Source organism: Corynebacterium phoceense (assembly GCF_900092335.1).
GTDB lineage: Bacteria > Actinomycetota > Actinomycetes > Mycobacteriales > Mycobacteriaceae > Corynebacterium > Corynebacterium phoceense.
Map to the genome: position 1 here is coordinate 1073508 of NZ_LT596208.1, position 24534 is coordinate 1098041.

Consider the following 24534-nt stretch of genomic DNA (forward strand, 5'->3'; position numbering starts at 1 on the left):
CATGAAACTCTACGATCCCACCACCCACCGTTTCCTCGGTATCCCGGCCGACTTCTCGGGCCTTACCAACCCCGCCGCGCGACTCGGCGCCTTCGAACCGGAGAACCCGAAGCTCCTCGTCCCGCGCGCCGCAGGCATCGGCTGGGACTTCAACATCGGCGCCATTGCCAGCCGCCTAGGTCTCATCCGCCCCGACGACTCGCTCCCCGACCTCGAGGCCCACATCCCAGCCACCACGATCGCCGTCCTGCGCGGCGCACCGTGGACGCTCCTCGCCCTGAGCACCGCAGCGGTCCTCCCCGCCATCAAGGACGGTCGCCCGCTTCCCCAGAAGTGGTCAACCACCTTCGCCCCCAAGAAATGGACGAGCCCCGCCCGCGCCATGCTGAGCTCCATCCTCCCCGCCGCAGCCGTCGCTGGCTTCGCCGAGTGGACCACGCGCCGCGACAACAAGCTGGATGTCACCGGCAGCCTTCTCGCGACCAGCCTGGGCGCCATGTCCCTGCTGCTCACTCTCGCCGCCCGCCAGGCTGCCGATGCCCCCGCTACCGCCCGCGCGCTCAGCGCCGCCGGCACGCTCGCCCTCCCCGTCGTCGAGGTCACAGGCTTCGTCGCCGTCATCAAGTCGGCGCTCGCTCAGGTCGACCGCGAGCTCAAGCGCCCAGCATCGTCCGTATCTGCGGCGTAAGGCCCGCGCATTCGACGCGCGCCGCCGGCGTGTAGTCGGCGGCACGCAGCCGTCCGCGTCGCACGGGCCTAGGCTTACCTTCCGGACCGCACGGCATGGTCTCCCCGTCGTCCGGCAGCAGCTCGTAGCCCAGCTTGCGAGACACGCTTTCCGATGCCGCGTTCCCCACGACCCAGCCACTCGCAATGCTCGCCGCTCCCAGGTGGTCAAAGCAGAACTGCGCGACGGCATGGCGCACCAACGTTCCGAAGCCTTGGCCCTGGAACCGGTGGAAGACCCACGAGCCGGTGCTGACCTCGCGCGTATGCGCGAAGTCGCTGCTACGCATGTCGACGATGCCAATAGGCTCGCCGCCTGCGGTCACCAAGAAGTCGAGCGACCACTCTTCGGAGCTCAAGTTCGCACGGTTAAACCAGCGATGCTGCGCCGAAGACTGCGGCGAATTATGGAAAACCCACGGAAACGCGTGTTCGGGCACATCGTCGCCGTAGACGTCGTGGACGCCCACGCCTGCAATACGCGCGACGTCTTCGTCGCGCAGGACGCGCACAGCAATCTCGTGCCGGTCATCGCGCGCCGCAATGCACAATCCAAACGGCGGCCACATGTCCACCAGTGCAGCTTCGGAATCAACAGTCATGCGCAACATCGTACTGCGCGCACCACTACTAAAAGCGAAAACCCACGCCAAGCGGCGTGGGTTCGGCTCACAGCCGGTTACTTCTCAGCATCGTCCTCGTCGAGCGGAGGGAACTCAGGATCCCCGAACTCATCGAGCGGCTGCGCCTCCGCAACCTCGTGGTCTGCTGGGGCTTCGCCTTCTCCGAGACCCGACTCGTTCATTGGGTTCGACAGCGAGCGCGACTGGGCGATGTCGTCGAGGACGGCATGCACGTAGGGTGCCGCCTTGTCTGTCGAGTACTCGCTGGCGAGCTCGACGCCTTCCACGATGGCCGTCGCCGTGGGCACGTCTGGGTTGAACAGCAGCTCCCACGCCGCGACGCGCATGATGGCGCGGTCGACGGCCGGCAGGCGATGGAACTCCCAGTCCTCTGAGAGGAAGCGGGCGATATTCTCGTCGATAATGTCGAGTTCCTCGGCCGCGCCGCGGACGACCTCTGCCGTGTACTCCGCGATGGGAGCCACACCGGACTCCTTGTCGCGGGCAAGCTGAATGCGGTCCTCCACGATCGCGACGGGATCGATATCGCGAGTCTCGGCCTCGAAGAGGATGTCGGCCGCGCGGCGACGCGCGCGGTAACGTGCGGTGTGTCGCTTGTAGTTGATGTCGCGCGACTTCTCTTTATCACTCACAGCGAGGGGGTGCCTTAGTTATTGACGCGGGAGAGGTACTCGCCGGTGCGGGTATCGATCTTGAGGACGTTGCCGATCTCGATAAACAGCGGGACCTGGATCTCAGCACCGGTCTCGAGGGTGGCAGGCTTGGTGCCGCCCGAGGAGCGGTCGCCCTGCAGGCCCGGCTCGGTGTGCTCGACCTTGAGGTCGACGGAGATGGGCAGCTCGCCGAAGAGGATCTCGCCCTCGTGGAAGGAGACCTGGACCTGCATGTTCTCCAGCAGGAACTTGCCAGCGTCACCGAACTTGTCGAACGGAACCTCGAACTGCTCGAAGGTCTTGTCGTCCATGATGACGTAGTTGGAGCCGTCGTTGTACAGGTAGGTCATCGTGCGGCGGTCGACCGTGGCGGTCTCGACCTTGACGCCCGCGTTGAAGGTCTTATCCGTGACCTTACCGGTGACGACGTCCTTGAGCTTGGTGCGCACGAACGCAGGGCCCTTGCCCGGCTTGACGTGCTGGAACTCGATAATCTGCTGCAGCTTGTTGTCCATCTTGAGGACAAGGCCGTTCTTAAAGTCGGTGGTATCAGCCATGGAAGGTTTTTCTCCTGGGTCTTTTACGAATGAATGGGCGTGTGAAAACAGTGTCTAAGCCTACCACCGCGCACGGTCCCTGCTGGAATGGGACCCGCGCACGGGGACGCAGGCATTAAATCTCGCGCATATCCTTCGGGTACTGCGTAATGATCTGCGGCGCGCCCGAGGTGATGATGAGCGTGTCCTCGATGCGCACGCCGCCCTTACCCGGCACGTAGATGCCCGGCTCGATGGTAAGCGTCATGCCCTCGGCCAGCTCGCCCGTGCCGGTCTTCGCAGCGTACGGCCCCTCGTGGACGTCGAGACCCACGCCGTGGCCGGTGGAATGGACGAAATACTCGCCGTAGCCTGCGTCCTCGATGACGGTGCGGCTCGCGGCGTCGACGTCGACGAGCTTCGCGCCCGGCACCGCGGCGCGCACGCCGGCCAGCTGCGACTCGAGCACGACGTTGTAGATTTCCTTGGCGAAGTCGTTGGCCTCGCCCACGACGAAGGTACGCGTGCAGTCCGAGTTGAAGCCTCGGAGGTGCGCGCCGAAGTCGATGGTGACGAGGTCGCCGTTTTCAATAACGCGGTCGTCCGCGCCGTGGTGCGGCTTCGCGGAGTTCGGACCGGAGGCAACGATGGTGTCGAAGGACACGCGCTCCGAGCCGAGGGTGCGCATGCGGTACTCGAGATCCGCGGCGACCTGGCGCTCGGTGCGTCCCGCGGCGAGCTCGCCCGCGTCGATGAGCTGGGTGAGCGCCGTGTTGGCCAGCTCCGCGATCTCGGTGAGGCGGCGCAACTCGTGCTGGTCCTTGACCAGACGGATGTCTTCGATAACACCGGTGACGGGCACGAGCGTGATATCGGAGGGCGCGGCTGCGGTGAGCTTTTCCAGCTGGGAGACGGAGACGTAGTCCGCCTCGTAGCCCACGCGCATGGGGCCGGTGAGGGTCTTGAGCAGCTCCTCGCCTACCGCGCGGCCCAGAATGGCCTTGAGATCCGGGACCTCCTCGGCGATCTGCGTGGTGTAGCGGCCGTCCGTCGCCATCGTCGCCGTGAGATCCTTGCGCAGCAGCAGGCCGCCGTTGGATCCGGAAAAGCCGGACAGGTAGCGCACGTGCGTGAGGTGGGTGACCAGCATGGCGTCGATGCGCTGGCCGGCGAGCTGCGCGGCGAGCTTGCGGCGACGGTTACTAAAACGGGTATCAGCCAGGGCCATGGTGGTCTCCTCTGTCATACAACGGCCGGGACCCCAGCGCGTGACGCGCGGGGTCTCGTGCGGACGAAACGAACGCCCTCTATGGTAGCCCGGTCCACGGCCGGAAATGCTCGATTGGGGGTAATTGACGCCGCGCCGCTGCGCCTACGCCGACTGCGCGAAGTATTCGAGCGCCGCGAGGTAGCCAAAGGTGCCGAGACCCGCGATAACGCCGCGCGCAATCGGTGACAAATACGAGAAGTGACGAAATTCCTCGCGGGCGTGGACGTTGGAGATGTGGACCTCGACGAAGCCCGCGCCGTCAGCAATCTCCGCCAGCGCGTCACGCAAGGCGACCGAGGTGTGGGTAAAGCCGCCGGGGTTGATGATGACGCCCGCCTTCGCGTCCGCCGCGGCGTGGACTCGGTCGATCAAGGCACCCTCGTGGTTGGACTGGAAAAACTCGACCTCCAGGCCCAGCTGGGCGGCGCGGTCGGCGACCATGGCCTCCACGTCCGCGAGCGTCGTCGAGCCGTAAATCTCCGGCTGGCGCTTGCCCAAGCGGTTGAGATTCGGTCCGTTGAGAACGACAATCTTCATGAATTCTCCTTTACTCCGAAATGGCCTCGTACGCCGCACGCATCTCATCCTCGGTGGCGTCTTCAATGCGCGTCGTCGCGCCGATATCCGTGAGCGCGACGAAGCGGATATGGCCGCCGCGGTTCTTCTTATCGTGCGTCATGCCGGCGTAAAGCTCCTCGAAGTGGCCGCCCTCATACGTCGTGGGCAAGCCTATCGCGGTCAAAATAGCGCGGTGCGTTGAGAGCAGCTCAGGCGTAATAAGCCCGCGCGCTGCCGAGAGATTCGCGATAAACATCATGCCCACCGCGACGGCGTTGCCGTGGCGCCAGGTGTAGTGCTCGCGCAGCTCGACCGCGTGGCCGAAGGTGTGGCCGTAGTTGAGGGTTTCGCGCAGGCCCGACTCTTTGAGGTCCTGGCCCACGACGTGGGCCTTAACCGTAATCGAGCGCGTGACCAGCTCGGGCAGGAAACCGTCCACGTCGAGGCACGCAGCCGGATCTACGAGATAACGCTCGATGATGACGGGATCGTGGATGAAACCGGTCTTAATGATTTCCGCTGAGCCGGCGCGCAGCTCGTCTTCCGGCAGCGTGCGCAGGAGGTTGAGATCCACGAAAACGGAGTCCGGCTCATGGAACGCGCCCACGAGGTTCTTGCCTGCTGCGGTGTTGATGCCGGTCTTGCCGCCTACGGCGGCGTCGACCATGGCCAGCAGCGTCGTGGGAGCTTGAATGACCTTGATGCCGCGCATCCAGCCAGAGGCCACGAAGCCGGCGAGGTCCGTCGCCGCGCCGCCGCCCAGGCCGATGAGCGCGTCGGCGCGCGAAAAATTCGCCTCGCCCAGCTGGTCCCACAGCTCGCCGCACACGGCGAGCGTCTTACCCGCCTCCGCGTCCGGGATGGGCAGGAGCACCGGCGTCACATTGAGCGATTCCAACGCCGAAGCGATCTGGCGCGCCGCCGCCGCAAGCGCCGGCTGGTGGACGATGCCCACGTTACGCGCACCGATGGTGCGCACCCGCGCGACGATATCGTCAGACAAATCGTGGCCAATGCTCACCACATAGGGGCACGGGCCGTTGACGGCAACGGTGTCCTGGATCATGTCTTCTCCTTAGAGGCTTTCGAGGAAGCTCAAAATATCGCCCACCACTTGCTGCGGCGAGCGGCCGTCGGTACGCGCGCGGAAGTCCGCGACCTCGCGGTAGTACGCGGCGCGGTCCTCGAGCAGCTGGCGGTAATGCGCGACGGGATCTGCAGCGGCGAGCACCGGCCGGGTGTTCTCGTTGGCCGTGCGGCGCACGCCTTCCTCCGCGCTCACGTCGATGAGTACGACGGTCATCGCCTCGAGCAGATCGCGGTTGGCCTGCGAGATCACGGCGCCACCGCCCAGCGAAACCACGCCATCCGACAGCAGCGCGTTGGCCACGTGCTTTTCTTCCAGCTCACGGAAGGCCGGCTCGCCGAGAGCTGCGAAGACCTCGCCACAGGAGCGGCCCTCGGCGGCCTCGATGAGCGCGTCCGAATCCACGAACTCACAGTTGAGCGCACGAGACAGGCGGCGGCCGATGGTCGACTTTCCCGCCCCCGGCGGGCCCACAAGCACGACGCGCGGACGGTGACCGAAGTGGATGGCCTTCTCGACGGTCTCCGGCCCCGCGGCCGTGACCTCGTCCGCGACAGGCTGCGGGCTATTGAGTCGGTCGGTCATCTACTCCCCCTCCGGAAAGCTCAGGCGTTTAGCGACATACTCCTGGTACGCCGCGATATTGCGCTTCGTCTCGGCGAGCGAATCCCCACCGAACTTCTCCAGGACCGCACGCGCGAGCACGAGCGCCACCATGGCCTCGGCGACCACGCCGCCGGCAGGCACCGCACACACGTCGGAGCGTTGGTGAATACCGCTCGCTGCCTTGCCCGTGGCCATATCCACGGTCTTCAGCGCGCGCGGCACCGTCGAAATCGGCTTGAGCCCCGCGCGCACGCGCAGCGTCTGGCCATTGGTCATGCCACCTTCCAGGCCGCCCGCGCGGTTCGTGAGGCGCGTGACGCCGCCCTCCGCGCGCACCATCTCGTCGTGCGCCTCGGAGCCACGGCGGCGAGCTTCCTCAAAGCCGTCGCCAATCTCTACGCCCTTGACTGACTGGATGCCCATGAGCGCGGCCGCCAGCTGGGCATCCAGGCGATCCTCGCCCGAGATGTGCGAGCCCAGCCCGATGGGCAGGCCGTCCACGATGACCTCCACGATGCCGCCTAGCGTGTCTCCCTGCTTCTTCGCCGCCTCAATCTCGGCGACCATGGACGCCTCCGCGCTTGCCGATGCCGCCCGCACCGGCGAAGCGTCGATACCCTCCAGGTCAGCGAAGGTAGGGGTGGCATCGGAAGGCTCAGACGCCCCGATGGAGATGACGTGGGAAAATACCTCGACGCCGAGGGTCTCGCGCAGGAAATTGCGCGCGACGGTAGCGGCCGCAACGCGGGCGGCGGTCTCGCGTGCAGAGGAACGCTCGAGGATGGGGCGCGCGCCATCGTGGTCATACTTCACCATGCCGGCGAAATCGGCGTGGCCTGGGCGCGGGCGGGTGAGCTTGGCGCCGCGGCCCGACTCCATGCCCTTGGCGACCTCCGGATCGTCCATGTCCAGCGGTGCCGGGGACATAATCGTGGTCCACTTGGGCCACTCGGTGTTGCCGATCTGGATGGCGATGGGGCTGCCAATCGTCTTTCCGTGGAGGATGCCGGCGAGCAGCGTGAGCTCATCCTGTTCAAACTTCATGCGCGCGCCGCGGCCATAACCCAGACGACGGCGGGACAGTTGCAAGGCAATCTCTTCTTCTGTGATGGGAACGCCAGCGGGCATGTGCTCAATCATCGCGATGAGCGCCTGGCCGTGGGATTCTCCGGCAGTAGTCCAACGAAGCATGCGGATTATTATCGCACGCCGCGCGGGCCCATGCTGGCACTAGGTCGCCAGTGCTTTTAAATTCATATGCCGTGCGGCCCCCACATACCCCACGCGAGGACGCTGCCCGCCGCAGCAAGCATGCCAGGGCCATGCGCGGGAGCGGGATCACCTGCGCCAGCCCAGTGCCACCGCGCTGCCTGCGCGACGAGCGTCGCAACGTTCGCGAGGAAGACCGCCGCAAGCACGCCCGGCCACCCCGTTACGTGTGCCACGGCGATGCCCAGCGATAGCGCAAGCTTGATATCCCCNCACGCGGGCAGCCGGCGCTCGCGCACGTCGAAGCGCCACAACGCAGCCGCCCAGGCTACGACGAGTATCCCCACGAGTCCACCCCACATGCCGCCCGATACTAGCGGTCCCGAGCGTGACGCGCAGGCTTAGCCGATCTGCAGCACGCTGCGCAGCTCGGCGAACGCCTCAGGCACGACCGCGTGCGTCACGGTGCGGCCTTCCTTGGTGCGCGTGAGCAGGCCAGCCTCCGTGAGACGTTTGAGGTGGTGGGACACCGTGGGCTGCGTCAATCCGGTGAGAGCAACGAGGTCGCCGACGCTCATGGGCGCACAACCCGCGTCCGCGATTTGTGACAACAGGCGCAAGCGCGTGGGGTCAGCGAGTAGACCGAAGAGAGCGGCAAAGCGCGCGGCGTCGGACTCCTCGAGGAGCCCCTCACCCAGGCTGCAGCACGGTTCAGAGTAATCGCGAAGAGGAATCTCCGGGGACGAATTCATATTCCCATTTTATATTGACGCCATAAACTATGAAAATTAAAATTAATATTTACTTACATCTATACTAATAAATTTGGAGATTCATGCCACGGCTCTCATTCCTTGACCGCTTCCTTCCCCTGTGGATCCTTCTCGCCATGGGTCTCGGGCTGGTGCTCAGTCGCGTCGCACCCGGCCTCGCCGCGTGGCTCGACGGCGCCAAGATAGGCACGATTTCGCTGCCCATCGCGCTCGGCTTGCTCGTCATGATGTATCCGCCGCTGGCGAAAGTGCGCTACGACAAGGCGGGCGGCCTCGTCGCCGATAAGAAGCTCATGACGCTCACCATCGTCCTCAACTGGGTGGCTGGCCCGACCTTCATGTTCGCGTTGGGTTGGATCTTCCTTCCGGACCAGCCAGAGCTGCGCACGGGGCTTATCATCGTCGGTCTCGCGCGCTGCATCGCGATGGTGCTCGTGTGGTCCGACCTCTCCTGCGCTGACCGCGAGGCTACCGCCGTCCTCGTCGCCATGAACTCCCTCTTCCAGGTCCTCTTGTTCGGCGTCCTCGGCTGGTTTTACCTCCAGATTCTGCCGAGCTGGCTGGGATTATCTACCACGTCCGCGGATTTCTCCTTCTGGGCCATTGTGGTCTCCGTGCTCGTCTTCCTGGGCATCCCGCTGCTCGCTGGCATCGCCTCGCGGCTCATCGCCGAGCACACCGCTGGCCGCGAGTGGTACGAAAAGCGCTTTCTGCCCGTCGTCTCTCCTCTTGCGCTGCTCGGGCTGCTCTACACCATCGTCGTGCTCTTCTGTCTCCAGGGCGAGTACGTCATGGCGCAGCCCTGGGCCGTCGCGCGCGTCGCGCTGCCGCTGCTGTGCTACTTCGTGGTGATGTTCGGCGTCGCACTCGTCGCGGCCCGGGCCGCGGGCATGCCCTACGATCGCTCCGCGTCCGTCGCGTTTACGGCGGCGGGCAATAATTTTGAGCTTGCTATCGCCGTGGCCATCGGTACCTTCGGCGCCGAGTCCGGCCAAGCGCTCGCCGGTACGGTGGGCCCACTTGTCGAGGTTCCCGTGCTCGTCGCGCTCGTCTACTTCATGCGTTGGGCAGGGCCCACGCTCTTCCCCGCTGACGCGACGTTGCCACCGGCGCGCGTTTAGTCGCGCTTCTTCAGCGCTTCGAGGAGCGCGTCCACCATCGCTGCGCGCGGCGCCGAGAGCCCGGTGAACTGCTCGAATTGGCTGAAAGACTGGTGCGCCAGCATGATGTGCCCACCCACGGTGGGATAACCGTCCGCCGCAGTGTATGCCATGAGCGGTGTGGGTAGCGTGTCGTAAATGACGTCGAGCACCGGCGCATGGCTGAGCGCCTCGAGGTGGTCCGTGAGTGCAGCGGACGGCACTGTCGAGACGATGACGTCAGCCTGCTTGACGCGCGCCCGCAGATTGTCGGCGTAGCTCACCGGGGTGAGGTTGAGCTCGAGGGCATCGGCAAGCTTGGCAAACTCTGCCATGCGGTCCCGGCGGTTGAGCACATCGATGTCGCGGTAGCCGCGTTGCGCCAAGCCCCACAGTGCCGGGCGGGCCGTGCCACCGGCCCCAATGACCAGTGCCCTGCGGCCCGTGCCAGGCGTGGCCCCCATGAGCTCAGCCAAGGCGCCGGCGATGCCCTCGGTGTCTGTGTTGTCCGCGCGCCAGCCGCCGCCCTCGAGGCGCACGAGCGTATTCGCCGAGCCCATAAGCCGCGCGCGATCGGTGACCTCCGTCGCGAAGTTGAGGGCAGCGAACTTGCCGGGCATCGTCACCGAGAACCCACGGAAGTCGGACTCGGACTCCCCCACGCGCTCCGGCAGCTCCTCGGCGGTGGTCTCGAAGCACTCATAGCTCCAGTCGTCGAGCCCCAAGGCCGCGTAACCCGCATTGTGCAGGACGGGCGAGAGCGAGTGCGCGATGGGTGAACCAAGAACGGCGGCGCGGGGCATGGAAAGGGCCTTTCACTAGGACGAACGTGAGCGGCAGACGGCGGAGGGTCCCGGCGAGAACCTACGGTTCCGTATCCACAGTCTGGATCTTTGCCCATTATATTGGGCAAGAAAATCGGGGTTATCCACAGGCGCACGCACGGGCCATTGCCGCGGTAGTGACGCTGGCCATAGCGTCGCAGGCATGACTATCTCCTATGTTGAAGCGACCACCATTGGCGTCGACTCTCTCCGCGACCTCGTCGGTCTCGAATCCAAAGACCTCCGCGCCCAGGGCGTGCCGAAGACCGATGCCTTCGACGGCGTGAAGCTCGCCCACATCTACTGGGGCCCGACGCACGCGACGCGCTTACAGCGCAAGGCTCGCGATGCTGCGCGCACCCGCAGGCATACCGTGAAAACGTTGAAGAAGATCGAAACCCACGTCAAAAAGGAAAAGAAAACTCCCGACCGGCTGCGCGTGAAACTTTGCGATACGCCCGCCGAGAAAATCGACGAGGTGGCCGCGAAATGGCTGCCCGCGCCGGAGAAGAAGCCAACGGCGCGCCACACGTACCGCAAGGACGGCTGGCACAAGCTCGTCCTCGACACGAACGAGCCGTGGCTCATCGACTTGTTCAATCTTCTGCCCGGAGTCAACGAATCCGGGCCGCAGAATTTCGACAACCTATTAGAAGGATTCAAGGCGCTCACCGAGGGCAAAGCCAAAGACACCGTGCCCGGGCGCGCGGCGCATATCGTCATCACTCTCGATGATGTTGAAGAGATCCTCGATGGAAGGGCGGGCGAGAAGAAGTTTCGCGCCACGGACGGGACGGTGCGCACGGGCAAACAGCTCGTCGAGGAGAAGCTGCTCGGCGCGGGGCTTGTCACGCTGGCCACGCGGTGGAACGAGCCGGTGGATTGCTACCGGGTCACGCCGCTGTTCAATCGGAAGCAGACCGCCATGACGTGGGCGCTATGGCCGCAGTGCATCCACCCGGGTTGCAAGGCGCCTGCCATGAAGTGCCAGCGCGACCATCTCATCGCCTGGGCGAAAGGCGGGATGACGAACGCGTCGAATCTCGTGCCGCTGTGCGCCCACCATAACGGCAAGAAAGCAGATGGGAATTCCTATTTCCGCGACGAAGATGGCGTGCTGTGGTTCGTCACACCGTACGGCAAGCGCATCGAGTGCACGGTGGACTAACACGGCAAGCGCCCCGNGTTTCACACTTTTTGACCCATTGGCGTGCAAATCACGGGGCAAACCGACCACGACTTCCACGACATCGTAGTCCTCGATGAGTTCGAGGATGCGGTCGATGTCGCCTTTGTCGCGGTCCTTGAACCCCGTCTCGCGCGGCACGGTCTCCACGGGCGTGGCGAGCTTCGCGTCACGGTCGGACACGGCGACACCAATGCGCACCGTGCCCACGTCGAGCGCAAGGCGGCGGCCCAGGCCCGGGTCGTCGACGCCGGGCTTATCGGGTTCGACTTTCGCCATTGGCTTAGAGCGACTCGACGTAGCTCTTGAGGGCGGCGAAGCCCTCTTCGATGCCGGCGGCGTTGGAGCCGGAGCCCTGCGCCATGTCCGGCTTGCCGCCGCCCTTGCCGCCGACGAACTCGCCAAAGCGCTTGACGAGGTCGCCGGACTTGACGCCGCGGGCGATGGCGGCATCGGAAGCAGCGGCGATGAACGGCACCTTGGGGCCGTCCTCGGCAGCGAGGAAGATGATGGCAGCCTCGTCGCGGACGCGGTTGCGAATCTCCGTCGCGACGGTGCGCAGGTCCTTGCCGGACGTGCCCTTGGGCAGGCGCGTGGTGAGCACGCGGAAGCCGTTGATGTCACCGGCACCGGCGAGGAACTCCGAAGCCTTCGCTGCGAGCTGGGCGGAACGCAGATGCTCGATTTCCTTCTCCGCGGCCTTAAGCTTCTCTGCCAGCTGGGCGACGCGCTCCGGCAGGTCCTCGGTCTGGACCTTGAGCTCGCGGGAGACGCCCTCGATAAGCGCGGTCTCCTTAGAGTAGTAACGGAAGGCGTCGAGACCCGAGTAGGCCTCGATACGGCGTGCGCCGGAGCCCACGGAGGACTCGCCGAGCACGGAGACCGGACCGATCTGAGCCGTGGCGCCGACGTGCGTACCGCCGCAGAGCTCGAGGGAGAACGGGCCGCCCATCTCAACGACGCGGACCTTCGAGCCGTAGTTTTCGCCGAAGAGCGCCATGGCGCCCATGGCCTTGGCTTCCTCGAGCGAGGTCTTGATGGTGTTGACCTGGAAGTTCGCGTCGACAGCCTGGTTGGTAATCGTCGCGATTTCCTGCAGCTGCTCCGGAGTGAGCTGCTCGGTGTAGTTGAAGTCAAAGCGCAGGTAGCCCGGGCGGTTCATAGAACCGGCCTGGACGGCCGTGGGGCCGAGCACCTGGCGCAGGGCGGCGTGGATGAGGTGCGTGGCGGAGTGCGCCTGGACGGCGCCATGGCGCCACTCTTCGTTGACCTCCGCCGTGACGGACTGGCCGAGGTCCAGGCCGCCAGCCGTGACGGTCGCCTTGTGGACCCACAGCTTCTTGCCGATTTTCTGAACGTCGCCGACCTCAAGCAGGGTCTCGCCCGCAAAGAGGCGACCGCGGTCAGCCATCTGGCCGCCGGCCTCGGCGTAGAGCGGCGTCTGGTCGAGGATGACCTCGACCTCGTCGCCCTCGGAGACCTCGGTGACCTTTTCGCCGCCGCGCAGCAGGCCGATGACCTTTGCGTCGGAGGTGAGCTCCTCGTAACCGGTGAATACGGTCGGGTTATTATCGACCCACTCGCGGTAGATGGACAGGTCCGCATGGCCGTGCTTCTTGGCCTGATTATCGGCCTTAGCGCGGCGACGCTGCTCGCCCATTGCCTCGTTGAAGCCGTCCATGTCGACCTCGAGGCCGGCCTCGTTAGCCATCTCAAGCGTGAGGTCGATCGGGAAGCCGTAGGTGTCGTGCAGCTCGAAGGCCTTGTCGCCAGAAAGGACCTTCGGCGTCTTGGCGCGTGAGGTGTTCTTGAGTTCCTCGACGGCCTCGTCGAAGAGCTTCGTGCCGGACTCGAGGGTCTTGAGGAAGGCCTTCTCCTCGGTGAGGGCGACGCGCAGGATGCGCTCGCGGTTGTCTGCAATTTCCGGGTAGGACGGCGTCATGGTGTCCATGATGGTGTTCATGAACTGCTCCAGCGTGGCGCCCTTGGCACCCAGCAGGCGAGCGGAACGCACGATGCGGCGCAGCAGGCGGCGCAAGATGTAGCCGCGGCCCTCGTTGGACGGGGTGACGCCGTCGAGGATGAGCATCATGCCGGTACGGGAGTGGTCAGCGATGACGCGGAAACGGATATTGTCTTCCTTCGGCGCGCCGTCGCCGTACGTGGAGCCGGTAAGTTTCTCCGCCTCGTCAATGACGGGGCGCAGGAGGTCCGTCTCGTAGACGTTGTCCACGTCTTGGAGGATGCAGGCCACGCGCTCGATGCCTAAGCCGGTATCGATGTTTTTCTTCGGCAGCGGGCCCACGATCTCGAAGTTGCCCTTGCCGATGCCCTCGCCGCGCTCATTCTGCATGAAGACCAGGTTCCAGATCTCCATGTAACGGTTATCGTCAGCAATGGGGCCGCCCTCAGCACCGTACTCCGGGCCACGGTCGTAGTAGATTTCCGAGCACGGGCCGCACGGGCCGGGAATACCCATGGACCAGTAGTTGTCTTCCATGCCTAAACGCTGGATGCGGTCTTCGGGCACGCCAATCTTGTCGCGCCAGATGTCGCGCGCCTCGTCGTCGTCGAGGTACACCGTCACCCACAGCCGCTCCGGGTCGAGGCCGAAGCCGCCGTCCTCGAGCGAGCCGGTGAGCAGCGCCCAGGCGTGCGTGATGGCGCCTTCCTTGAAGTACTGGCCGAACGAGAAGTTGCCGGCCATCTGGAAGAACGTGTTGTGGCGCGTCGTAATACCGACTTCCTCGATGTCGAGGGTGCGCACGCATTTCTGGATGGACGTCGCCGTGCCGTTGGGGAACGGCGGGTTCTGCTGCCCCAGGAAGTAGGGCTTAAACGGCACCATGCCGGCGTTGACGAACAGCAGGTTCGGGTCGTCGAGGATCAGCGAGGCGCTGGGCACGGCCTGGTGGCCGGCTTTGACGAAGTGCTGGGTAAAGCGTTCCCGAATCTCATGGGTTTTCACGTCGCAAACATCCTTATGTGCGGTAGCGTCAGCGGGGCGCAGCGCGCCCCTGGGTTTAACTCGCACAACTTTACCCGCTCCCCGCACATCGGGCGGAACCGGGGCGCCTACGCGCCGCTATTTTTTCCCGCGAATGAGGTTGCGCAGCCGCCCCAGGTAATCGCGGATGCGCGACTCGGCGCCGTGATTAGTGGGCTCGTAGTAGACCGCACCCGCCAGCTCGTCCGGCAGATACTGCTGCGCGACGACGCCGCGCGGGTCATCGTGCGGGTATTTGTAGCCCACCGCGTGGCCGAGCTTTTTCGCGCCTTCGTAGTGGCCGTCGCGCAGGTGGGGCGGGACGTGGCCAATCTTGCCCGCGGCGACGTCCGCCTGCGCCGCAGAAATCGCCGCGATAACCGCGTTCGACTTCGGCGCCGTCGCGAGATGAATGGTCGCCTGCGCGAGCGGAATGCGCGCCTCGGGCAGACCGATAAGCTGCGCCGCCTGCGCGGCCGCAACGGCCGTGTGCAGCGCCGTGGGATCCGCCATGCCGATGTCCTCAGACGCATGCACCATGAGCCGCCGCGCAATAAATCGCGGGTCCTCCCCCGCCTCAATCATGCGCGCGAGGTAATGCAGCGCCGCGTCAACATCCGAGCCNCCGGCGCCTTCGCCCTCGCGCTGCGAGTCGAGAATGCCGGAGTTGATGGCGCGGTCGACGTTGGCCAGGTGCTCATCGTAGTTGTTGCTGAACACCGTGGTGCCCTGCTCGTCGACGGTGACGAAGAACGTCCAGTCGCCCTCAGCCGGGTTCTCCATGGCCTGGATGGCGTCTTCGGATGGCGACGCGATCGGAGTATCCGGCAGACCGTCCTTGGCGTAGGTGTTCCACGGGGTCTCGCGGGCGCGGGCCTCGTCCGTCGTGGCGAGTTCGACGTCCGCGAGGTCATAGTTAACCGTGGAGTCGAACTCGAGGCGCATAGGCTCGGCGAGACGGTTGAGGATGACGCGGGCGACCTTGTCGAACTCGCCGGCTGGCGCCTCGCGCTCGACGAGGGAGGCTGCGGTGAGCAACTCGTAGGGGCTCAGGTTCATCGCCTGCGCGCGCTCCACGATATTGGTCTCGTTGTACTGCTTCGTCGAACGCGTGATGAGGTCGGTGAGGATCTCCTGGGCCGACATATTCGGGTCCAGCACGTACTGGCCAGGGGCGATGAGGCCCTCAAGGCGCTTCGGGTCGTTGCCGCGCGCACGGATAGCGTCGAGTGCCCATTCCGGGGCACCAAGCTCGACCGGGTCGACGTTTGCCGCGACGCGCTCCAGCTCTGCCTTGTCCACGCAGGAACCGTCAGAGCAGGAGACCTTGGAGATCTTCGAGTAAATGCCGTAGCGGATATCGCCGCCGACGACGACCACGTCGCTGAGCGTGAGGCCGCCGGGCACGTCGAGCATGTCCACCTTATTCTCGTCGTTGAGCAACGCGGATACGGCGGACTTCGCGCTCATCTCCTCCTGCAGGCGGAAGAAGCCGGGCTGAATCTGCGAGGCCATCGGGTTGTTGGCGACGGCGGTCTGGAAGGACTCCTCCGAGGCGACGACATTCTTCTCCACGAGCTGGGGTCCCAGCTGCGACATAGAGCTGCCCTCTTCGACTTGTACGAGCTGCGTCACGCCGTTGCCCTCACCTTCGTAGTCCTTAGGCACGCCGAGATCGCGCAGGTTATGCCACGCGACATAGCCGATCGTTCCGACGATCAGCACGATGGACGCGACGAGCACGGCCAAGCCGTTTTGGCGTCGCTTGACGTACTTCGGTTCCATGCGCTTGCCGATGCGCTGTTCGTTACGGCTCACTGAAGCTTCAATCTCCTCGTTTCCGGGGTGCCGCGGCCAGGCGTCGCGCCGAGCCGCGGGCGGGGACTTAGTCCGCCAAGGCGTTAGCGCGGCCGTCTAGCCACGACTGCAAAATCTCTACCGCCGCCGCTTGGTCGATGACCGCGCGGCCCTTGCGCTCGCTCACGCCAGACGCACGCAGTGCATGAGTCGCAGCGACTGTGGTGAGCCGCTCGTCCGCCATGCGTACGGGAGGTAGAACTTTATCCATAGTGGCACCTGCGGCCAGCCTACGGCGGATGCGAAACGCGATTTCTTTAGCATGTTTCACACTTTTTGACCCATTGGCGTGCAAATCACGGGGCAAACCGACCACGACTTCCACGACATCGTAGTCCTCGATGAGTTCGAGGNTCCACGCCAAGGCCCTGCTCATCCGCGACATTCACTACATCGTCACCGACGGCAAGCTGCAGCTTATCGATGCCTCCCGCGGCCTCCAGGTAGGTCAGCGTGCGCCGGGCGTCGCCGCCCGCGAGCAGGACCAGCTGGTCCAGCGCCTCTTCCGTGGCTCCCACGCGCTTGCCGATGCCCCGTTCGTCCTCCAAGGCCCGCCGCGCCAAGGTTTTCAGATCCTCCGGCTCCAACGAGTTGAGCTGGAGCAGCAGCGAGCGCGAGAGCAACGGCGCCACGACCGAGAACGACGGGTTCTCCGTCGTCGCGGCGACGAGCAGCACGGTGCGGTTCTCCACGGCGGCAAGCAGAGCATCTTGCTGCGTCTTGGAGAAACGGTGGACCTCGTCGATAAAGAGCACGGTGCGTCGGCCTTGGATGAGCTCTTGGCGCGCGTGCGTAATGACCTCACGGACTTGTTTTACGCCCGAGTCGAGCGCGGACAGCCCCACGAAGTTCTGGCCCATCGCCGACGCGATGAGCGAGGCGATGGTCGTCTTCCCCGTACCAGGCGGGCCGTAGAGGATGACGGAGGCCTCGCCGGAGCCCTCAACGAGGCGACGCAGCGGCTTACCCTCGCCGAGCAGATGGTCCTGGCCGAGTACCTCGTCGAGCGTGCGCGGGCGCATGCGCGCGGCGAGCGGGCTGCCGGCATGCGTAGCGAAGAGATCGCGGCCGGGGCGGGGCGCTGCGCCGGAGGGGGCATCGGCAGGCGCACCGAAGAGGGATTCCTGTGCCATATCAGTACGTGGATGGCGGGAGAAGGCGTGCGGCGACGTTCTGCGCGAAGACGGAGACGGGCAGGCATTCGTCAGTCTCACATTGTGCAGCGAAACGGCCGAGCGCCTCGAAGGTCTCGAAGAGGTCCTGGCGCACGAGCAGTTCGTCCTCGCTGAAGTGGCCCTCATCCGGGCTGCGGAGGATGGACTCACGGTTTTCCGTGGCGAGGATGTCCTCGCCGCGCGCGAGCGCGAGGATGCCCTCCAAGCTATCGGCGTAGAGCATCGTCACCGAAGACAATGCCCAGCCGATGAGCGAGGAAACAAGCAGGCGGTGGAGCTTATGCTCGTCCGCGTAGCGTGGCCAGGTCTCCGCGATTTCGCGGGCCCACGCGCCGACGAAGACGTCGGCCTCTTCGTTGGAGATGGGGCGCGAGAAGAGGAACTGCGGGAATCCGGCGATGACACACGCGACGTCGAATCCGACGTTGCGGAAACCGGCCCACTCGTAGTCGAGGAAGTAGATCTTGTCGCCGACCACGATATTGTCCGGCGAGAGATCAAAGGGCGTAAACGCGCGGGAGCGGCCGGACTGCTGGATTTCGGTGGCGTGCGTGGCCAGCTCCGTGAATTCAGCGGGCGGCTCGAGACCCGCGTCGCGCAAGAGGTCAAGGCCCATGAGAATAGAGCGCTGCAGTGCATCGTCGCGCTTAGCCTGGTTCGCGCGGTAATCGGGGTGCTTGTGCAGCATCCGCGCGAGCAGCGCCTCATAGCCCTGTTCGCGGCCCGCAGTGCCCGCATGCATGAGGCCGAGCTGCTCGCCGAGCAGGCGCACGATTTTGATGCGCTCCGCGTCATCGGCGGCGCGCAGGCGATCGACGAGGGTGTCGGCATCGCCGATGTCGGTGAGCACGACGATGCGCTGGTCCATGTCATAGGCCAGCAGCACCGGACCAGGGCGCACCTCCTCGGGAAGCGAGGTCGTGAACTGGTACGCAACGACCTCACTCATGAACGCCGAGTCGTCGATGGCGTGGCCTGTGACGGGCATGTGCTTGACCACGACGGAGCGATGCGGAAGGAACGCCGACGAGGACAGCCGCGCGCGGACGACCGTGGCGTTGCCCGAGCCACCCAACAGCTCGACGTCGCCAAGGTCCGGCGTGCCACCAAAGCGCCGCGCCAAGAGGTCGCGGGCGATGGCGACGACGCGATCGACGTCGAGGTCTTCTTGGGGAGCGTGCGGTGCGCCTAACGCGCCGTCTGGCGCGGGACTACCCGTCGCTGCGTCCATGATCTCTACAGCCTCCTGCACGAGTGCGTGCGGCGTCGATGCGCACGCGAAATAGAAAGTCTTGGCGGCGCGGCTGCGTAGGCCGCGCCATGGGCGTGGGCTCAGGCTACCTGCGACCGGTTCGCGTGAAGCACGCCGGTCCGCGGCAGCCGAAGCCTCGACAGGCTCGCCTTAAGCCTGGGCGGCGTCCTTCTTCGCCTTCTCCGGCTTGAAGTCCACGCCGGTCTCCTTGCGCTGCGCGGCCGGAATCGGGGCCGGGGCATCGGTAAGCGGGTCGACGCCGCCGCCGGACTTCGGGAAGGCAATGACGTCGCGAATGGACTCAAAGCCACCGAGCAGGGAGACGATACGGTCCCAGCCGAAGGCGATGCCGCCGTGCGGCGGAGCGCCGTACTGGAAGGCGTCGAGCAGGAAGCCGAACTTCTCCTGGGCTTCCTCTGCGCCAATGCCCATGACGTCGAAGACGCGCTTCTGGACATCATCCTGGTGGATACGGATGGAGCCGCCGCCAATCTCGTTGCCGTTGCAGACAATATCGTAGGCGTAAGCCAGCGCGGAGCCCGGGTCCTTGTCGAAGGAGTCGAGGAACTCCGGCTTCGGCGAGGTGAACGCGTGGTGCACAGCAGTCCACTTGGAGTGGCCGAGCGCGACGTCGCCGGAGGCGGTGGCGTCTGCGGACGGCTCGAACATCGGGGCGTCGACGACCCAGGTAAAGGCCCAGTCGCCGTCCTTGATGAGGTCGAGCTTCTTGGCGATCTCGCCACGCGCGGCGCCGAGCAGCGCGCGGGAAGACTTGGTGTCACCGGCAGCGAAGAAGATCGCGTCGCCCGGCTTCGCGCCGACATGGGCAGCGATGCCCTCGCGCTCAGCGTCGGTGATGTTCTTAGCGACCGGGCCGCCCAGCGTGCCGTCCTCGCCCACCGTGATGTAGGCCAGGCCCTTAGCGCCGCGCTGCTTCGCCCACTCCTGCCACGCGTCGAACTGACGGCGCGGCTGCGAGGCACCGCCTTCCATGACGACGGCGCCGACGTACTCGTTCTGGAACACGCGGAAGGTGGTGTCCTTGAAGAAGTCCGTGCACTCGACGATCTTGATGTCGAAACGCAGATCCGGTTTATCGGAGCCGTAGTACTTCATGGCGTGGTCGTAGGTCATGCGCGGGATCGGCGTGGTGATCTCGTAGCCGATGAGCTGCCATAGCTCGACGAGGATTTCCTCGGCCAGCGCGATGATGTCGTCCTGGTCGACGAAGGACATCTCAACGTCGAGCTGGGTAAACTCCGGCTGGCGGTCAGCGCGGAAGTCCTCATCACGGTAGCAGCGGGCGATCTGGTAATAGCGCTCCATGCCAGCGACCATGAGCAGCTGCTTGAACAGCTGCGGGGACTGCGGCAGGGCGTACCAAGAACCCGGCTTCAGGCGAGCCGGCACGAGGAAGTCGCGGGCGCCTTCCGGCGTGGAACGGGTGAGCGTCGGAGTCTCGATTTCCGTGAAGTCGTGGGAGTCGAGGACCTTGCGCGCAGCACGGTTGGCGGCAGAGCGCAGTCGCAGGGCATCACCTTGGGACTTGCGGCGCAGGTCGAGGTAGCGGTAGCGCAGGCGGGCTTCCTCGCCCACCTCACCGGAGGTGGAGGGGTCATCGATCTGGAACGGCAGCGCAGCAGACTTGTTGAGGACCTCGAGGTCAGACACGTTGACCTCGATCTCGCCCGAGGCGAGGTTCGGGTTGGCCGAGCCCTCCGGGCGCGGCTCGACGACGCCGGTGACCTTGACGCAGTACTCGGATCGCAGATCGTGGGCGCGCTCAGCAACCCCGGACTCGCGGAAGACGACCTGGGCAATACCGGAGCGGTCGCGCAGATCGATAAAGATCACTCCGCCGTGGTCGCGACGGCGGGAAACCCAGCCCGTCAGCGTCACGGTCTCACCGGCCAGCTCCTTGCGAAGCTCGCCTGCCAAATGGGTACGCAGCACTAGTGCTCATTCCTTTCAGATTTTTATTTCTCGGGGCCATCCGCCACGCGTAAACGGCGCGCGCAGTATGACCCACAAGTCGTGTTCCCGCCGAATGGGTCCTCGTTGGCCCCGGGGCGGCACCCCGCCTGGCGGCGTGCTCCGCGGCGCGGCGCACTGTGTCATAAAGGGCGGCCCTCAAGTTTACCCGCCCTCGCCCCACCGGGCAGTGATGAGGTCACCCCCACCCGTCCGGGTGAGTGGCCTGCAGACGCCGGATACACACTCGTCACTTATCTTTTACCCCAACCTGCGGGACGCGCAGTCCGAAACTGTGGTTGGATTGATTTTATGACATTTCGCTCAGGAGCAAATTACGAAGGCAGGCGCGCACGATCGGGTTCAGGCGGTCGCCGCGGCGGAACCATTGCGGCCGGCGGCGGCATTGGCACCCTGCTCCTCATCGGCCTGTTCCTGCTCATGGGCGGCAACCCCGGTGATCTAGGCGGGATGCTTGGCGCGAACGATTCTCAGGGCCAGATCGAGTCCGGCGAATCCACAGACGGAACCGATCCGCTCGCGCACTGCGACTCTGCAGAAGCTGCCAACACGTACGACGACTGCCGCGTCGAGGCGACGGCTCGTTCCGTCGACCAAGTGTGGACGGCCATCCTGCCGGAGCAAGCGGGGCTCGACTACACGGAGCCGGGACTTGTCATCTTCCAAGACGCCACCAATTCCGGCTGCGGCTATGCCAGCGCACAGACCGGCCCCTTCTACTGCCCGGGCGATCAGTCGGCGTACTTCGACACGTCCTTCTTTGACCAGCTCACCCAATTCGGCGCCGAGAACGCTCCGCTTGCGCAGGAGTACATCGTCGCGCACGAGTTCGGTCACCACATCCAGCAGATTGAAGGCACGCTCGGCCTGTCGAACTACAACCAGCCGGGCGAAGACTCCAACGCGGTGAAGATCGAGCTGCAGGCCGACTGCTACGCCGGCATCTGGGCGCACCATGCCTCTGAGCCAGGCGCCAACGGCGAGGAGCCGTACATCGAAAAAATCACGGACGAGCAGGCGCAGTCCGCCATCGATACCGCCCGCGCCGTGGGCGACGACAATATTCAGCGTCGCTCCGGTGGCCAGGTCCGCCCCGACCAGTGGACGCACGGTTCTTCGGAACAGCGTGGCAACGCCTTCCTCACGGGTTACCGTGAGGGCACGATGTCCGCATGCGACTACTTGGAGCGCGGCGCCTACAACTCTTAAACGTCACACTGTGAGAGTCACGCATCATAGGCCCGCGACAACAGTGGGTAATCTCACGTGGTCACGGGCCGTTATGTATACAGTAGCCAACTCCACGCCACTGTCCGTTAACCTCCTGGCAACCTTGATCTTTTAGGTTTGACGGGTCCCGTTCGCGGGCTCTCGACTTAGAAGGAAAGGAAAGCCGTTGTCCCAAGCGATACACGCTGCCGCCCCCGCACCCAACAGTGCGCCGGGCAGCACAAAATCCAATGACTGGATATGGCATCTCTCGTTCGGCTTGCTCACGGCCGTCACGCTCGTCTGGTTTCTGCTGTGGACGAACGGTTACGTGGCCGAAGGCTCCAACAAGCTCGTCTTTATCACCGCCGTCATCTTCGCGATGTTCATGGCGTTTAACATCGGCGGTAACGATGTCGCTAACTCCTTCGGCACCTCCGTGGGTGCTGGCACGCTGACTATGAAGCAGGCGCTCGCCGTCGCCGCCATCTTTGAGGTCTCGGGCGCCATCCTGGCAGGCGGCGAAGTTACAGACACGGTGCGTTCCGGCATCGTGGACCTCGACGCCATCAATGGTCTCGATCCCATGGAGTTTGTCTACATTATGATGGCCGCACTCCTCGGTGCAGCAGCCTGGCTCTTAGTCGCCACGCGCATGGGCTGGCCGGTTTCGACGACACACTCGATCATCGGCGGCATCGTCGGCGCGGCTCTCACCGTCGGCTTCACCACCCACAAGGGCGGCTGGGAGATGGTCCAGTGGGGCGGCATCGGCACCATTGCTATCTCCTGGGTCCTCTCCCCCGTACTCGGCGGTGTGGCGGCCTGGCTGCTTTTTGGCTGGATTAAACGCTCCATCCTCTACTACAACGACGAAGCTGACGCAAAGCTGCGGGAAATTAAGACCCGCCGTTATGAAATGCGCGAAAAGCACAAGTCCAGCTTCGACCGCATGGACGAGCTGCAGAAGATTTCCTACACCAACGCCATGGCCCGCGACGCCGCCCTCGTGGCTGAAGAGAACTTCGACGCTGACCAGCTCGAGTCTGATTACTACCGTGAGCTCTACGCCATCAACATGGAGCAGTCGAGCGTCAACGCGCACNAAGGCGGGGGAAAATAAAGCCCCGCCGTTATGAAATGCGCGAAAAGCACAAGTCCAGCTTCGACCGCATGGACGAGCTGCAGAAGATTTCCTACACCAACGCCATGGCCCGCGACGCCGCCCTCGTGGCTGAAGAGAACTTCGACGCTGACCAGCTCGAGTCTGATTACTACCGTGAGCTCTACGCCATCAACATGGAGCAGTCGAGCGTCAACGCGCACCGCGCCTTGGAAAACTGGGTGCCCATTCTCGCCGCCGCGGGCGCTGTCATCATTTCCGCGATGATGCTCTTCAAGGGCCTCAAGCATGTGGGCCTTGACCTATCCTCGCTCCAAAACTTCCTCATCATGGGCATGGTGGGCGCCGTGGTGTGGATGGCCGTGGCCATCTTCGCGCGCACCCTCAAGCGCCACTCGCTGCAGCGCTCGACTTTCCTGCTCTTTAGCTGGATGCAGGTCTTTACCGCTTCCGCCTTCGCCTTCTCTCACGGCTCCAACGACATCGCCAACGCGATTGGCCCCTTCGTCGCCGTCATCGACGTGCTCAAGACCGGCCAGATTTCGGATGAGGCAGCCGTCCCTCCGGCCGTGATGATCGCGATGGGCATTGCGTTGATCGCCGGACTGTGGTTTATCGGTCGCTTCGTTATCCAGACCGTGGGTTCCGGCTTGACCCAAATGCACCCTTCCTCCGGCTTCGCCGCTGAGCTTTCCGCCGCTGCAGTCGTCATGGCCGCGTCCCTGTTGGGCCTGCCGGTCTCCTCGACCCATATCCTCATCGGCGCCGTCCTCGGTATCGGTATCGTCAACAAGGCAGCCAACTGGAACCTGATGAAGCCCATCGCCTTGGCATGGGTCATCACGCTACCGGCCGCCGCAGGTATCGCCGCTGTGACGGTGTCCATCCTTCGCGTCGTCTTCTAATAATCACCTCAGTCGCCTAAGCCGCCGCCCGGTCACCCGGGCTGGCGGTTCCGTCGTTTTCGCGCGCTGTCAGCGTGTGGTCACGCAGGTAGACTCGGGCACCATGACGCACACCTCCGCAGCCTTCTTCGCCGCATTCAACGACATCGAACAACATCTGCGCTCCCGGCTCAACGCCAAGAATTCAGACTCCTTCTGGTGGATGGCGGACCGCGCCGTAGAGCGGCACATCCTCTCAGGCAAGCAGGCGGAAACGCTCAAGGATTATTCCAACCTGCGCAACGCTATCGCGCATGGCCGCTACTACGACGGCGACCCCATCGCAGAGCCGCACCCGCGCGTCGTCGAAAGCATCGAAGGATTGCGCGACCTGCTTACTAATCCGCCCACGGCCTTGAGAATCCTGGGGGGACAGGACGTTGTCGTGCTGGAACCCAATGCATCCATCTCACAGGCGCTAAGCCTCATCGCCCAACACGACTTTTCGCAAATCCCCATCTATGAGAATGGTTCGTTCCTCCAGCTGCTCACCACCAACGTCATCACGCGGTGGGTCGCCGCGGACCTTGAGGAAAATAGCCAGCTCGACGCCGTGACCGTGCGAGAAGTCCTCGCTTTCGGCGAGCCTGCAGACCGCGCCGTGTTCCTTGACCGCCAGGCCACCGCGCAGGAGGCCATAGACGCATTGACGGATCCCGCGAAGGACGGCACGCACGCATGTGCAGCCGTCATGACGGAGCACGGTAAGAAGAACCAAAGCCCCATTCGCATCATCACCCCCTCTGACCTGTCTGAACTCATCGACGCCGTCGAGTGGGAATAGA

At 64.6% G+C, this 24534-nt stretch carries 19 protein-coding genes and 4 pseudogenes; 6 read left to right on the plus strand and 17 right to left on the minus strand.

The window, feature by feature from the left end:
• The first annotated feature begins 1 nt into the window (after position 1).
• A complete protein-coding gene (locus tag BN9444_RS09175) occupies positions 2-688 on the plus strand; it encodes a DUF5808 domain-containing protein (RefSeq protein ID WP_084759292.1) in 687 nt (228 codons plus the stop codon).
• Here BN9444_RS09175 and BN9444_RS09180 read toward each other — a convergent pair.
• The 9 genes from BN9444_RS09180 to BN9444_RS09225 all read right to left on the minus strand — a co-directional run bounded on the left by BN9444_RS09180 (position 654) and on the right by BN9444_RS09225 (position 8041).
• Positions 654-1328, minus strand: coding sequence for a GNAT family N-acetyltransferase (locus BN9444_RS09180; protein WP_199872860.1), 675 nt, complete (start codon positions 1326-1328; stop codon positions 654-656). The two genes, BN9444_RS09175 and BN9444_RS09180, sit on opposite strands and share 35 nt — an antisense overlap.
• Before the next feature lie 77 nt (positions 1329-1405).
• The gene (gene nusB / locus BN9444_RS09185; protein ID WP_068801803.1) at positions 1406-2002 is read right to left on the minus strand and encodes a transcription antitermination factor NusB; all 597 of its coding nucleotides are present in this window, start codon (positions 2000-2002) and stop codon (positions 1406-1408) included.
• Between the two features lie 14 nt (positions 2003-2016).
• Positions 2017-2580 carry an elongation factor P gene (gene efp / locus BN9444_RS09190; protein ID WP_066493128.1) on the minus strand — a complete coding sequence of 188 codons (564 nt, stop codon included), beginning with the start codon at positions 2578-2580 and terminating at the stop codon, positions 2017-2019.
• 115 nt (positions 2581-2695) lie between these two features.
• Positions 2696-3787, minus strand: coding sequence for a M24 family metallopeptidase (locus tag BN9444_RS09195; RefSeq protein WP_066493125.1), 1092 nt, complete (start codon positions 3785-3787; stop codon positions 2696-2698).
• 144 nt (positions 3788-3931) lie between these two features.
• A complete protein-coding gene (aroQ, locus tag BN9444_RS09200; protein WP_066493119.1) occupies positions 3932-4366 on the minus strand; it encodes a type II 3-dehydroquinate dehydratase in 435 nt (144 codons plus the stop codon).
• Between the two features lie 10 nt (positions 4367-4376).
• Complete coding sequence (aroB, locus tag BN9444_RS09205; RefSeq protein WP_066513376.1) at positions 4377-5453, minus strand: 3-dehydroquinate synthase; 1077 nt, start codon at positions 5451-5453, stop codon at positions 4377-4379.
• Between the two features lie 9 nt (positions 5454-5462).
• Positions 5463-6059, minus strand: a complete 597-nt coding sequence (locus BN9444_RS09210; RefSeq protein ID WP_082723333.1) for a shikimate kinase — start codon at positions 6057-6059, stop codon at positions 5463-5465.
• Entirely contained in the window at positions 6060-7271 is a 1212-nt protein-coding gene (gene aroC / locus BN9444_RS09215; RefSeq protein WP_066513377.1) for a chorismate synthase, read from the minus strand.
• Between the two features lie 419 nt (positions 7272-7690).
• Complete coding sequence (locus BN9444_RS09225; RefSeq protein ID WP_066513380.1) at positions 7691-8041, minus strand: ArsR/SmtB family transcription factor; 351 nt, start codon at positions 8039-8041, stop codon at positions 7691-7693.
• Between the two features lie 83 nt (positions 8042-8124).
• On the opposite strand from BN9444_RS09225, the gene arsB reads away from it, so the two are divergent.
• A complete protein-coding gene (gene arsB, locus BN9444_RS09230) occupies positions 8125-9183 on the plus strand; it encodes an ACR3 family arsenite efflux transporter (RefSeq protein ID WP_066513381.1) in 1059 nt (352 codons plus the stop codon).
• Here arsB and BN9444_RS09235 read toward each other — a convergent pair.
• Positions 9180-10004: a shikimate dehydrogenase gene (locus BN9444_RS09235; RefSeq protein WP_068801805.1), complete on the minus strand. Its 825-nt coding sequence runs from the start codon at positions 10002-10004 to the stop codon at positions 9180-9182. The two genes, arsB and BN9444_RS09235, sit on opposite strands and share 4 nt — an antisense overlap.
• Before the next feature lie 946 nt (positions 10005-10950).
• Between BN9444_RS09235 and BN9444_RS15575 the strand changes: the two genes are divergently transcribed.
• A complete protein-coding gene (locus tag BN9444_RS15575) occupies positions 10951-11193 on the plus strand; it encodes an HNH endonuclease signature motif containing protein (protein WP_420888721.1) in 243 nt (80 codons plus the stop codon).
• On the opposite strand, the pseudogene ruvX (BN9444_RS14305) reads toward BN9444_RS15575, so the two are convergent.
• From ruvX (BN9444_RS14305) to aspS, 7 genes and pseudogenes are all read right to left on the minus strand, one after another.
• Positions 11122-11490, minus strand: a pseudogene (gene ruvX, locus BN9444_RS14305) (Holliday junction resolvase RuvX); the annotation flags it as partial. The gene BN9444_RS15575 and the pseudogene ruvX (BN9444_RS14305) overlap by 72 nt on opposite strands.
• A 4-nt stretch (positions 11491-11494) precedes the next feature.
• Positions 11495-14179 carry an alanine--tRNA ligase gene (gene alaS / locus BN9444_RS09250; RefSeq protein WP_066493100.1) on the minus strand — a complete coding sequence of 895 codons (2685 nt, stop codon included), beginning with the start codon at positions 14177-14179 and terminating at the stop codon, positions 11495-11497.
• 117 nt (positions 14180-14296) lie between these two features.
• Positions 14297-15982, minus strand: a complete 1686-nt coding sequence (mltG, locus tag BN9444_RS09255; protein WP_077210122.1) for an endolytic transglycosylase MltG — start codon at positions 15980-15982, stop codon at positions 14297-14299.
• Positions 15983-16082: 100 nt separating this feature from the next.
• A pseudogene (gene ruvX / locus BN9444_RS09260) lies at positions 16083-16406 on the minus strand (Holliday junction resolvase RuvX); the annotation flags it as partial.
• Between the two features lie 79 nt (positions 16407-16485).
• Positions 16486-17187: pseudogene (locus BN9444_RS09265) on the minus strand (AAA family ATPase); the annotation flags it as partial.
• Between the two features lies 1 nt (position 17188).
• Positions 17189-18460 (minus strand): phosphotransferase family protein, encoded by a 1272-nt coding sequence (locus BN9444_RS09270; protein ID WP_233423571.1) that lies wholly within the window; start codon positions 18458-18460, stop codon positions 17189-17191.
• A gap of 171 nt (positions 18461-18631) precedes the next feature.
• The gene (gene aspS / locus BN9444_RS09275) at positions 18632-20434 is read right to left on the minus strand and encodes an aspartate--tRNA ligase (RefSeq protein ID WP_068801808.1); all 1803 of its coding nucleotides are present in this window, start codon (positions 20432-20434) and stop codon (positions 18632-18634) included.
• A 330-nt stretch (positions 20435-20764) separates the two neighbouring features.
• Between aspS and ypfJ the strand changes: the two genes are divergently transcribed.
• From ypfJ to BN9444_RS09295, 3 genes and pseudogenes are all read left to right on the plus strand, one after another.
• On the plus strand, positions 20765-21682 hold the full coding sequence (ypfJ, locus tag BN9444_RS09280) for a KPN_02809 family neutral zinc metallopeptidase (protein ID WP_066493091.1): 918 nt from the start codon (positions 20765-20767) through the stop codon (positions 21680-21682).
• A 261-nt stretch (positions 21683-21943) separates the two neighbouring features.
• Positions 21944-23710 (plus strand): annotated as a pseudogene (locus BN9444_RS15580) (inorganic phosphate transporter); the annotation flags it as partial.
• A gap of 103 nt (positions 23711-23813) precedes the next feature.
• A complete protein-coding gene (locus BN9444_RS09295; RefSeq protein WP_068801809.1) occupies positions 23814-24533 on the plus strand; it encodes a CBS domain-containing protein in 720 nt (239 codons plus the stop codon).
• Position 24534 lies beyond the last annotated feature (1 nt).

Coding starts and splice junctions, on each gene's coding strand:
- aroB (WP_066513376.1), bottom strand. CDS start 5,453: ATGATCCAGGACACCGTTGCCGTCAACGGCCCGTGCCCCTATGTGGTG.
- BN9444_RS15575 (WP_420888721.1), top strand. CDS start 10,951: ATGACGTGGGCGCTATGGCCGCAGTGCATCCACCCGGGTTGCAAGGCG.
- efp (WP_066493128.1), bottom strand. CDS start 2,580: ATGGCTGATACCACCGACTTTAAGAACGGCCTTGTCCTCAAGATGGAC.
- BN9444_RS09210 (WP_082723333.1), bottom strand. CDS start 6,059: ATGACCGACCGACTCAATAGCCCGCAGCCTGTCGCGGACGAGGTCACG.
- BN9444_RS09225 (WP_066513380.1), bottom strand. CDS start 8,041: ATGAATTCGTCCCCGGAGATTCCTCTTCGCGATTACTCTGAACCGTGC.
- aroC (WP_066513377.1), bottom strand. CDS start 7,271: ATGCTTCGTTGGACTACTGCCGGAGAATCCCACGGCCAGGCGCTCATC.
- BN9444_RS09175 (WP_084759292.1), top strand. CDS start 2: ATGAAACTCTACGATCCCACCACCCACCGTTTCCTCGGTATCCCGGCC.
- BN9444_RS09295 (WP_068801809.1), top strand. CDS start 23,814: ATGACGCACACCTCCGCAGCCTTCTTCGCCGCATTCAACGACATCGAA.
- ypfJ (WP_066493091.1), top strand. CDS start 20,765: ATGACATTTCGCTCAGGAGCAAATTACGAAGGCAGGCGCGCACGATCG.
- arsB (WP_066513381.1), top strand. CDS start 8,125: ATGCCACGGCTCTCATTCCTTGACCGCTTCCTTCCCCTGTGGATCCTT.
- BN9444_RS09180 (WP_199872860.1), bottom strand. CDS start 1,328: ATGACTGTTGATTCCGAAGCTGCACTGGTGGACATGTGGCCGCCGTTT.
- BN9444_RS09235 (WP_068801805.1), bottom strand. CDS start 10,004: ATGCCCCGCGCCGCCGTTCTTGGTTCACCCATCGCGCACTCGCTCTCG.
- BN9444_RS09195 (WP_066493125.1), bottom strand. CDS start 3,787: ATGGCCCTGGCTGATACCCGTTTTAGTAACCGTCGCCGCAAGCTCGCC.
- BN9444_RS09270 (WP_233423571.1), bottom strand. CDS start 18,460: ATGGACGCAGCGACGGGTAGTCCCGCGCCAGACGGCGCGTTAGGCGCA.
- aroQ (WP_066493119.1), bottom strand. CDS start 4,366: ATGAAGATTGTCGTTCTCAACGGACCGAATCTCAACCGCTTGGGCAAG.